The sequence below is a fragment of the Flavobacterium xizangense genome, assembly GCF_054075145.1.
The window spans coordinates 314733-326888 of sequence record NZ_JBSIPG010000004.1; the positions used below are offsets into that span (position 1 = coordinate 314733).

Here is a 12156-nt window from a genome sequence, read left to right on the forward strand (position 1 = left end):
ACATAATGTTGAATGATTTATGTCGTTTGTTTAAAGTTTTATACCGTTTGTATAAATTGTTTTATTTATGTTAAAATTAACAATAAATTTATCGCATAACTAAAAAAAACCATGAAAAAATGAAACAATTTGTATTAATCTTTGTGATTTTTCTCACCACGCAATTTATGAGCGGACAGGTGAAAACTATCAAAGGTTTGGTAAGCGATGAGAGCGGATTACCGTTGCCTGGAGTAACTGTATTAGTTCAAGGTACAAAAACGGCGACTCAATCGGATTTTGACGGAGTCTATACGATTCAGGCATCTACAGGAGATGTGCTAGTATTTTCGTATATCGGAATTAAAACTAAAGCTGTTACAGTTGCAGGTGCTACAACAGTAAATGTAGTATTGAGTCCTGATGCACAAAATTTAAATGAAGTAGTTGTTACGGCATTAGGTATCAAAAGACAAAAGAAAGAATTGGGTTATGCCGTTCAGGATGTTAAAGGAGATCAGTTAAATAAAGTAATTACAACTAACGTTGCAACAGCTCTTTCTGGAAAAGTTGCCGGTGTTGATGTATCGATTCCTGCAACAGGTGTGGGAGGAAGTACACGAGTTATTATTAGAGGTATATCAAGCATAGGTGAGAGTAACCAGCCTCTTTATGTTGTAGATGGTGTTCCTATTGATAACTCAGGTTTGAATAATGATCAGGCTGCAACAAGTAAATGGTTTGATGGAAGAGATAGCGGAGACGGTATTTCAAGCATCAATCCAAATGACATTGAGAGTTTAACAGTTCTTAAAGGTGCGGCAGCAGCAGCACTTTATGGTTCTAGAGCGTTAAATGGTGTAATTTTGATTACTACTAAAAAAGGAAGTAAAGGTAAACTGCAGGTTGAATTAACAAGTGGTGTGAGTTTCGATAGAGTAAATGCGAAATACAATGACTATCAAACGGAATATGGCACAGGCTCAAACGGAATTTTACCAGATCCTACAAAAGCACCTACTGAAATATACGGATACACAACTAATGCGTGGGGACCTAAATTTTCAGAAACAGTTGGACAACAGGTTAAAATATTTGACGGTTCTATGAGGCCTTATGCTAAAGTAGATAATAATATTCAGGATTTCTTTAAAACGGGAGTTACGATATCAAATGGAATTGCGCTTTCAGCAGGAAGTGATAATGCTTTTGTACGTTTTGGATTCAATAGTCTTAAAAATGACGATGTGATTCCAGAATCTGGTTTAGAAAGAAACAACGCTACTTTGAATGGTACTATTAAATCAGAGAAATTTACTTTGGATGCCAATGTAAATTATATCGCAGAAAATACGAACAACAGACCAGGTTTGGGAGATTCACCAAATAACGTTGGATATTCATTAAGCGGTTTGGCGCCAAATATTGATCAGGCTTGGCTTAAAAATTCTGTAAATCCAGCAGATGGTTCAATGTATCAGTGGAATAACAATGTGTATTTATTAAATCCGTATTGGGTTGTAAATGAAAATCATAATGCTACTGTAAAAAACCGTTTTATAGGGAATGTTACCGGAACTTATCAAGTTAAAAATTGGTTAGGATTAACATTCAGAACAGGTTTAGATACTTATACTTTTAATTCTAAAGATTTTATGGCTAAAGGAAGTACCTGGCCAGGAAGAGACCTTGGTTATCTTGGATTAGAAACTATCGCAGTTTCCGAACAGAATACTGATTTTATTGCCACTTTCAGCAACATAAAATTAGCTACAGATTTGACACTCTCTGGAATTTTAGGAACAGGAAGAAGAGATTTTAGAAGACAGCAAAATTCTAGATTCGGAACAAACATTATTGAGCCGGGCACAGAGTATATCAGCAACTTCTCTAATCAGACAGAAAATGCACCACAGGATACAAAAACAAGAACAAATTCAATTTACGGTTCTGCTAAATTCGATTATAAAGGATATTTGTATGCGGAGTTTACAGGAAGAAATGATTGGTTCAGCGTAATCAACAAAGATGCTTTTTATCCAGCGGCTTCGTTAGGTTTTGTATTCTCTGACGCATTTGATATTCAAAGTGATGCTTTCTCTTATGGAAAATTCAGAGCATCTTGGGCACAGGTTTCAAATGCACCAGGAGCTTACAAAAATGCTTTAAACTATACTACATATTCTTCTTATAATGGTGGAAGTGTTGTAAACATTAAAAATACTTCAGCACCAAATCCTAATTTGACGTATCAGTCTAAAACAGGAATTGAGTTCGGACTTGAAACGGCTTTCTTTAAAAACAGATTAAAAGCTGATATTACAGTTTACCGTGAAGATACTTCAGATCAAACAATTGATTTACCATCTTCAGCAACTTCTGGATATGAGTATATTTCTGTAAATGCTGGTAAACTTCGCAATGAAGGTATTGAGATTTTCTTGTCAGGAACACCAATTAAAACTCAGGATTTTGAATGGGGAATTGATTTGAACTTTTCAAAAAACAAAAACTCGATTATTTCTTTGCATCCAGATATTGATACTTATACTATTTCTGAAGCTCGTTGGGCTGGTGCTGCAATTGTTGCACAAGTTGGTGGACAATACGGAACTATTATTGGTAAAGATTTCCAAAAAACACCATCTGGAGAAATGATCGTTGGAGCAAATGGTTTGCCTTTATATACAGATACTAAAGTTGCTTTAGGAAAAGGTCTTCCTGATTGGGCAGCAGGTTTAACAAACCGTTTTTCTTATAAAGGATTTACGTTCCAATTTTTAATTGATATGAAATTCGGAATGGATGTTTATTCTATGACAAATTCATTGGCGGCGCAAAAAGGACTTCTTGATGTTACAACAGAAGGAAGAGATGCATATAATGCAGCAAGAGCTCAGGCAGTTGCAAATGATCCAAACTTTAGCCAAGCAACTTGGATTCCTACTGCCGGTTATGTAGCAAATGGTGTTCAAAATACAGGAACAGAGGCTAATCCAGTTTATGTAAAAAATACAACTCCTGTTAATCCGCAAGATTACTGGACTTCAGTTTTCAACAATACACCAGCGCCATTTATTTATGATGCTTCTTACGTGAAATTGAGAGAGGTAAGTTTAGGATATCAAATACCGAAAAGTGTTTTCGGCGGAGCAAAAATTAACTCAATTTATGTTTCGGCTTTCGCAAGAAATTTATTCACTTTCAATAAAGATTTGCCAAACATTGATCCAGAGTCTATGTACACTTCAGGAAACGGGCAAGGTTTTGAATATGGTTCGTTGCCATTTAGAAGATCATATGGTTTTAATCTTAAAATTACATTCTAAAAAAAGAAATTATGAAATTTAAACAAATAATAGCTTTATTGGCAATATTTACGCTGGTTGGCTGTACAGAAAATTTTGACGAACTGGAAAAAGATCCGGTGGCGTTATCTGCAAATCCTGCAGGACAACTTACGTTTGCGCAATTGTGTATGTCTGGTGACGGTTATTATCAATGGCGAGCCAACTTGATTTATTCGGGAGGATTTGTACAGCATTATGCAGGTGCATGGAACGTAACAGAGTTTGGAAGTAAATTCAAAAAAAATGATGATTATGCCACTGCTTTATGGCGAAATGGTTACGCCAACGAATTAAAAGGTGTTGTAGATATTATTGAGAAAACCTCAGGCGATCCAACTTTAGTAAATATGAATGCAGTAGCAAAAATTATGAGAGTAATGATTGTGCAGCGTATTACAGATCTTTATGGCGATTGTCCTTATTCAGAAGCAGGTTTAGGTTTCTCTAAAGGAATTGTAACACCTAAATATGATAAGCAACAGGATATTTATAATGCCTTTTTTAAACAATTAGAAGAGGCGTTTACTCAATTAAATGCTGGTGGAGGTGCTGTAAAGGGAGATCAATTTTATGATGGAGATATTACAAAATGGAAAAAATTGGCAAACACTATGCGTTTGCGTTTAGCAATGAGAATTTCTGAAGTTAGTCCGGCAGAAGCAGAAAAACAAGCTAAAGCGGCATTTCAAAATGGAGTTTTTCAAAGCAATGCAGACAACTGTTTCATGAAATGTTTGGATTATCCATTTAATGATACGCCGGGCGCACTTGATTTTAGAGGAAACGGCTTGTCATATGCTTTTATTGGAAACGAAAATGGCGACCACTTCAGTTCTTTAATGATCGATTTTTTAAGAAACAACGGCGATCCTAGATTAACAATGTTGGCTACTCCAAAAACTGGAAGTTCAAATTGGGGACCACCAGGGCCTGGAGAAGAATTGTATGTTGGAAATACTCCGGGAGTTTTTCAGTGGGAAATGCCAGGGGGATCTAATGCTATCTCAGGGATTCAGCCTTATTTGAAATTAAAAACAACTCCATTTTTGCACGTGAGTTATTCAGAATCGCAATTGTTATTAGCTGAAGCTGCTTTTAGAGGATGGGTTACAGGTTCAGCTGTTGATTATTATAAAAAAGGAGTTGAAGCAGGTATCAAACACCTTGCAATGTATGGCGCTGCGTTGCCAACTCAAGCTGCAATAGACACTTATTTGAACAATAAACCCTTAGTTGCTGGAAAAGAAAAAGAACAAATTGCAACACAGCTTTGGGTTACTTATTTATTAAATAGTATTGAAGCCTATTCAAACTGGAGAAGAACTGGATTCCCTAAGTTATTGCCAATTACGAATCCAGATTCTGAAACTGGTGGTGTTGTACCAACACGTTTGTATTATCCAAATGATGAAGCACAGAAAAATGGACCAAATTTTCAGGAAGCTTTGACAAGAATGGGAGGTAAGAATGAATGGACAAATAAAGTTTGGTGGGATGCAAACTAAAAAATAGAATCCTAAAAATATAGAGTCATGCCTAATAAGGTGTTATTTCAATCTAATTAAATTAAAAACAATCTTCTGTTTAAAATTAAAAATTATGATCAATAATAAAGCCTTATTAGGCATTCTTTTGTTTATCAGCTCGTTTGCATCGGTTTACGGCTGTACTTCAAATAAAGATTTAAATAATATTGATGATCGCCAGCCTAAAAGGGCGAGAGTTGTTGGTTATCTGTCGTCGGATAATTTCAATAAAATGACTTCGATTCAGTTTTGCAAATTAACGCATCTGAATGTTGCTTTTGCAAATCCGGATAAAAATGGAAATATCATTTTTACAGGAGATATAGATGCACTTATTAAATATGCCAAATCTGTCAATCCTAATATTATAATAAGTATTTCTCTTGCAGGAGGCGTAATTTCAGAAGAACAGGCCTCAAATTGGTCGTTGTTAATTGATAAACCAGAAAACAGACCTGCTTTAATTCAGAATATAATCAATTTTGTAGAACTTCATCATTTAGATGGTGTCGATGTTGATCTCGAATGGAACGCCGTAACAATTGGTTATAGCGGATTTGTAATCGAATTAAAAAAGAGTCTTTTTGAACATAAAAAAATTATGACGGCAGCATTGCCTAATAATACTCGTTTTGAAAATATCAATGGCGAAGCTTTAAATGCATTTGATTTTTTAAATGTTATGGCCTATGATAGTACAGGGCCGTGGACTCCAAATAATCCAGGTCAGCACAGTTCTTTTGAATTTGCTAAAAACGGAATTGAGTTTTGGCACAAACTTCAAAATATTCCAAGTGAAATACTAACACTCGGAGTACCTTTTTATGGATATAATTTTACTTATCCAAATGTTACAAGTTCAACTTATGGACAAATTGTTGAGGCAGGAAAACAATTTGCAGAACTTGATGAATTAGGGAAGATATATTATAACGGAAGATCGACCATTTCGCAAAAGGTAGAATATGCAGCTCAGAACACGGGTGGAATTATGATTTGGGAACTTGCAGAAGATTCTTTTGATGATTATTCATTATTGGAAGTTATTTATCAAAAATATAAATCATTAAAAATCAAGACCACTAATCTCTGTGGAAACTAAATAAATACGAACGACATTATTTTTCATATAAGCTGCAAAGTAAAAAGAGAACACAATTCTTAATATTTTGTTAATGTATAATTTTTTGAAAGGCTTTTGAAGCGATTATTTAATTTAAGATGTTGTATTTTAAATAGTTGAAAAAAATTTGTATTATTTACTGATTCTGCAAATTTTTTGCACATAATGCGAAAAATTATTAAAAATGCCCAAGTATTTTTATTTGAAAACGTTTTCGCAAAACGCATTATTGAATGTTTTATGTCGTTTGTTTAAAGTTTTAAGCTGTTTGTATAATTTATTTTTTTTAACAATGCCTTAAGAATAATTTTACGTCATAACTAACAAAATAAATAAACATGAAAAAAATTTTCTTAATCTTTATGATTGTTTTTACGGCGCAAGTTTCGCTTGCTCAAGTAAAAAATGTCAAAGGTGTGATTACAGATTCTAATGGAATGCCGTTGCCAGGGGCTTCTATTTTAGTACAAGGAAGTCAAAAAGGAGCAACTACCGATTTTGATGGATTGTACACAATCGAAGCACAAAAAGGACAGACATTAGTTTTTAGCTATGTTGGCCTTGAAACGCAAAGTGTAGTTGTAGGAGATGCAACTACTATTAATGTAAAAATGCTTAATGCATCTTCAAATGCTTTAAGTGAAGTTGTAGTAACTTCATTAGGTATTAAGAAAACTAGAAAATCTTTGACTTATGCCGCGCAAGAGCTTAAAGGAGATGAATTAGTTCGCGTAAAAGATGCTAACGTTATTAATACGATTGCGGGTAAAATTGCCGGTGTTGCTGTAACGAAAAGTGCAGGTGGTACAGGAGGTTCTACAAAAGTAGTAATTCGTGGTAACTCTTCTGTTTCTAATAGCCAGCCTTTATATGTTATTGATGGTATTCCAATGTTAAATTCTGGTTCTGGACAACCTAATGATACATTTGGTAGTTTAGCTGGAGGTAACCGTGATGGAGGAGATGTTATTTCATTGGTGAATCCTGATGATTACGAAGGAATGACAGTTCTTAAAGGTGCTGCAGCTTCTGTTTTATATGGTTCTCAGGGAGCAAACGGTGTAATTTTACTTTCTTCTAAAAAATCTAAAGAAGGAAAAGCAAATATTGCTGCTTCTTCTGTAACTAATTTTGAAACTGCTGCTTATCTTCCTAAATTCCAAACAGATTATATTGCTGCTGCAGGAGCAGATGAATCTTGGGGAGCTAAACAAAGTTCTCCTGATCACGTAAAAGATTTCTTCAATACGGGAGTAACACAAATTACTTCAGTAGGATATTCACTTGGTTCTGAAAAATCTTCTACAGCTTTTTCATATGCTAATACATCAGCTAGCGGTATTATTCCGGGAAACAGCTTAAAGAAAAATAACTTTGGAATTCGTCAAACTGCTAAATTTTTTGATGATAAACTGACTTTTGCAGCTAATGCAAACTATACAAGTCAAACAATTGCTAATAAACCAGTTAACGGATTTTACTTTAACCCATTAACAGGTGTTTATTTAATGCCAAGAGGTTACGACTTTAATGAATACAAAGAAAACTACGAGGTTTTTGATCCAACAAGAAATTTAATGGCGCAAAACTGGATGACTAATAGAGATATTATGCAAAATCCATATTGGGCTATCAACAGAAATAAATCTGAAGACAAAAATGATTACTTTAATGGAGCATTGTCTTTATCATACAAAGCTAATAATTGGTTAACTATTGCTTCAAGATATAGCTATAATAGAATAACAAGTCTTTTTGATAAAAGAATATTTGCTACAACTCAAGGAACTCTTTCTCATGCAAATGGTAGATATTACTCTGAGAACTCATTGAGTACACAACGTTATGGTGATTTAATTGCTACAATTAATACAAAAATTGGAGATAATTTTACTTTCAATGCGAACGTTGGTACAAGTATCACAAATACATTAACAAATCAAAAAACAATTTTAGATTCAGGAATTAGTGCTGGTTTAACTTATGCTAACTGGTTTACATTAGCTAATTTTGTAAATAATGCAAATAACTATCAGACAATAGATTCTAGAAGAGAAGTACAGTCAGTATTTGCTGCTACAACTTTTGGTTACAAAGATATGTTGTTCTTAGATCTTTCTGGAAGAAATGATTGGTCTTCAACATTGGCTAATACAGGAACATCAAGCTATTTTTATCCATCTGTGGGGGTTACAGCTCTAATCAGTGAAATGACAACATTGCCAGAGTGGATTAATTATGGAAAAGTACGTGGTACTTATGCGCAAGTTGGTAATGATATTTTTCCTTTTATCTCAACTCCAACGTACTACTTCAGACCAGGTTTTACGGATCCAAAACCAAGTGCCGGACCAAAAAATGGAACTACTTTGAAACCTGAGTTAAAATCAGAATTCGAATTTGGTACAGAGTGGAGAATGTTTAATAATAGATTCAGTTTTGAGGTTTCATATTATAATTCTGAAACTAAAAACCAATACTTACAAGTTGTTGCTCCGGTTGGAAACCAAGAAGGTGTTGACTTTTACGGATTTAATGCAGGAAGTATTGAGAATAAAGGTATTGAGGTTGTGTTAAATGCAGGTATCATCAGAGGAGATAAATTCTCTTGGGATTCATCTATCAACTTCTCACAAAATAAAAACAAAGTAAAAGAGCTTCCTGACAACATTGGAAACAGAGTTAATTTAACTGAGGCTGGAGTAAACAGCTACAGATATGCATTAATCGAAGGAAGACCTTATGGAGTTATTGAAGGTATTAACTTCAAGAAAGATGCACAAGGAAGAATTTTATTAAATGACGACGGAACTTTCCAAAAAACTGATTTTGAAGAAGTAGGAAATTCTAATCCTGATTTCATGTTAGGTTTCTCTAACTCATTCAAATTTGGTCCATTCTTCGCAAATGTATTGCTTGATGGTCGTTTTGGAGGTGATGTAATGAGTTTGACTCAAGCTCAAAATGACTCTTTTGGAGTTTCAAAAGCAACTGGAGATGCTAGAAATGCAGGTGGTGTTGCTATTAATGCAGTTAAACCTGATGGAACAGTAGTTACTTCAATGGATGCTAAATCTTACTATACACAAGTTGGTGGTAGAGCTGGTATTACTGGTGAATATGTTTATTCAGCAACTAACGTAAGTGTTAGAGAGGTTTCTATAGGATATAACTTTAACCGCAAAGCATTACCTTTCTTAAATACAGCTAGTATTTCATTAATTGCTAGAAACTTATTCTTTATCTACAAAGATGCTCCTTTTGATCCAAATATTGCATTAAGTACTGGCCAAGGTCTTCAAGGAGTTGATATTTATGGCTTGCCATCTACTAGAAGTATCGGTCTTAATTTAAATGTAACTTTCTAAATTTAAAAAAAATGAAACTAAATAAAATAGCAAAAGCAGCTATCTGTATCTCATTACTTACGGCAGTAGGTTGTACAGGTGATTTTGAAGAGATAAATACTAATCCAAATGGTTTTACACCAAAGGAGTTAGAACAGGATTTTAATAACATTAAAGGAGGTTTCGCTCCAATGTTTAACAATATACAAGTATTGACTCCAGAATGGGTTTATCAATTGCAGCAAGGGTTGAGTTGTGATATCTGGTCTGGATACATGGCTACACCAACTGGATTTGCAGGAGGTATTAACAATACTACTTATTCATTAGTTGATGGTTGGAATGTTTTCAACTGGGATTATGCTTATAAATATGTAATGTTTAATGCATACGATATCGCTAATAAATCAAAAGGTAAATACGATCAGTTTTATGCACTTTCATTGATATTGAAAGTTGAAGGAATGCATAGAGTTACAGATACTTGGGGACCAATTATCTATTCTAAATTTGGTTCGCCAGAAACAACAATCCCGTATGATTCTCAAGAAGAGGTTTACAATCAAATGTTTGCTGAACTAGATACAGCTGTTGCTGAATTAACTAAAAGAGTAGATGCTGGAGAGCCTTCAACATTTGTTAGTACAGACTTGTCAGCTTACGGTGGAGATTATAAAGCTTGGGTAAAATTTGCAAATACTTTACGTTTGAGACTTGCAATGCGTATTGTAAAAGTTAATCCAACTTTAGCTAAAACTCAAGCTGAAAAAGCGGTAGCTCAAAAATTTGGAGTATTCACTACAAATGCAGATTTGTTTAAAATTGTATCTCCAGTTTATACAAACCCAATTAATACAATCAGTGGTTCTTGGTTAGATATTCGTATGTCAGCTGATATGGAGTCTATTTTAGGTGGTTACCAAGACCCTAGAACTGCAACTTATTTCGATACATCAACTCAATTCCCTGGTCAATACAAAGGTGTGCGTACAGGTATTGCTATCAACGGTAAAGGAGATCATCAGGATTTTTCTGGAATAGGTGCTGTAGTTAGATCTAAAGAAATTGTTTTAATGACAACAGCAGAAGCTTATTTCTTAAGAGCTGAAGGTGCATTAAGAGGGTGGAATATGAATGGAACTGCACAAGCATTATATGAGCAAGGAATTAAAGCATCGTTTGATCAAAGAGGAGCTTCTGGAGCGGCAGCTTACATAGCAGATAATACAAAAACAGCTATTCCTTATGTAGACCCTAACTTCCCTGAGAATAATTCGGCTGCTGTAAATAATGTTACAGTTGCTTGGGATGCTTCAGCATCAAATGAAGTTAAATTACAAAAAATCATTACTCAAAAATGGATTGCTGGTTTCCCAGAAGGGCAAGAAGCCTGGTCTGACTACAGAAGAACAGGTTATCCTAAACTTTTCCCAGTTCTGAAAAATTATAGCGGAGGAACAATTACCACTCAATTTGGCGTTCGAAGAATTAATTATGTTACATCTGAGAAAGCTGCTAACGCAGGTGGGGTTGCTTCCGGAATCGCAAAATTAAATGGACCAGATACCGGAGGAACAAGACTTTGGTGGGATACTACAGGTCCTAATTTCTAAAAAAAGAATTTAAGATTAAAAGAATTTAAGTTTGGTTAGTAATTGAAAATGGTATAAGTAATGAGAGTTACTTATACCATTTAAAAAAACCAAAATTGTATATAGCAAAAAAAAGAAAAAAATGAAAAGTGCTTTAGAAATTAAACCTGATATCAGCTATAAAAGCGCCGGTAAATTTGAGGAGACAAGATTCGAGAAAATTCACAACGAAATTTTCAAAAATTCTGCCGAAGCATCTGTAATTGTAGCGCAGGAAATTGCTCAGTTAATCAGATCTAAGCAAGAAAAAAACAAATCTTGTGTATTGGGTTTGGCAACAGGTTCTTCACCAATAAAGGTATATGAGGAACTTGTGAGAATGCACAAAGAAGAAGGATTAAGCTTTAGCAATGTAATTACTTTTAATTTGGATGAATATTATCCAATGTCAAAAGAAAATAATCAGAGCTATCATTATTTTATGCACCAGCATCTTTTTAACCATATTGACATCAAGCCTGAAAATGTTAATATTCCTGACGGTACAGTTGCAATTGATGAATTGAATCAATATTGCATCGATTATGAAATGAATATAAAACAAGCCGGAGGACTTGATTTTCAGTTGTTGGGAATCGGTCGTACGGGTCACGTTGGTTTCAATGAACCGGGTTCACACATCAATTCAGGAACACGAATCATCACATTGGATCATATCACAAGAGTTGATGCTTCATCAGACTTCAATGGAATCGACAACGTTCCAAAACGTGCGATCACAATGGGAGTTTCAACCATTATGAGATCAAAAAGAATCGTATTAATGGCTTGGGGACAAAACAAAGCCGATATCATCAAGAGAACAATCCAAGGTGATATCAGTTCTGAAGTTCCTGCCACATTTTTACAGAATCATCCAAATGCAACTTTCGTATTGGATCAGTCTGCAGCTTCTGAGCTGACACGTTTCAAAACGCCTTGGTTGGTTGGAGAATGCATCTGGACTCAGGAATTAAAAAGCAAAGCAATTGTTTGGTTGTGCCAAAAAACGAAACAATCGATCTTAAAACTGACAGACCGTGATTATAACAATAACGGAATGTCTGATCTTCTGGCGCAGGAAGGTTCTGCTTATGATTTGAACATCAACATGTTCAACGTCCTGCAGCACACCATTACAGGATGGCCTGGCGGAAAGCCGAATACAGACGATTCGCACCGTCCGGAAAGAGCCAATCC

Annotated in this window: 6 protein-coding genes; all 6 read left to right on the top strand. The window is 34.8% G+C overall.

Features of this window, described 5'->3' with window-relative positions; all coding sequences use genetic code 11:
- Window positions 1-119: 119 nt before the first annotated feature.
- A complete protein-coding gene (locus tag ACWA1B_RS13150; protein WP_456907572.1) occupies window positions 120-3308 on the top strand; it encodes a SusC/RagA family TonB-linked outer membrane protein in 3189 nt (1062 codons plus the stop codon).
- 11 nt (window positions 3309-3319) lie between these two features.
- A complete protein-coding gene (locus ACWA1B_RS13155) occupies window positions 3320-4834 on the top strand; it encodes a SusD/RagB family nutrient-binding outer membrane lipoprotein (protein WP_456907574.1) in 1515 nt (504 codons plus the stop codon).
- Window positions 4835-4928: 94 nt separating this feature from the next.
- On the top strand, window positions 4929-5957 hold the full coding sequence (locus ACWA1B_RS13160) for a glycosyl hydrolase family 18 protein (RefSeq protein ID WP_456907576.1): 1029 nt from the start codon (window positions 4929-4931) through the stop codon (window positions 5955-5957).
- A gap of 359 nt (window positions 5958-6316) precedes the next feature.
- Window positions 6317-9346: a SusC/RagA family TonB-linked outer membrane protein gene (locus ACWA1B_RS13165; RefSeq protein WP_456907578.1), complete on the top strand. Its 3030-nt coding sequence runs from the start codon at window positions 6317-6319 to the stop codon at window positions 9344-9346.
- An 11-nt stretch (window positions 9347-9357) separates the two neighbouring features.
- Window positions 9358-10938: a RagB/SusD family nutrient uptake outer membrane protein gene (locus ACWA1B_RS13170; RefSeq protein ID WP_456907580.1), complete on the top strand. Its 1581-nt coding sequence runs from the start codon at window positions 9358-9360 to the stop codon at window positions 10936-10938.
- 121 nt (window positions 10939-11059) lie between these two features.
- A partial coding sequence (gene nagB / locus ACWA1B_RS13175) for a glucosamine-6-phosphate deaminase (protein WP_456907582.1) occupies window positions 11060-12156 on the top strand: 1097 nt, incomplete at its 3' end.

Bases quoted from the DNA above. Each gene is read 5' to 3' on its own strand.
- ACWA1B_RS13160 (WP_456907576.1), top strand. From the start codon at position 4,929: ATGATCAATAATAAAGCCTTATTAGGCATTCTTTTGTTTATCAGCTCG.
- ACWA1B_RS13170 (WP_456907580.1), top strand. From the start codon at position 9,358: ATGAAACTAAATAAAATAGCAAAAGCAGCTATCTGTATCTCATTACTT.
- ACWA1B_RS13155 (WP_456907574.1), top strand. From the start codon at position 3,320: ATGAAATTTAAACAAATAATAGCTTTATTGGCAATATTTACGCTGGTT.
- ACWA1B_RS13165 (WP_456907578.1), top strand. From the start codon at position 6,317: ATGAAAAAAATTTTCTTAATCTTTATGATTGTTTTTACGGCGCAAGTT.
- ACWA1B_RS13150 (WP_456907572.1), top strand. From the start codon at position 120: ATGAAACAATTTGTATTAATCTTTGTGATTTTTCTCACCACGCAATTT.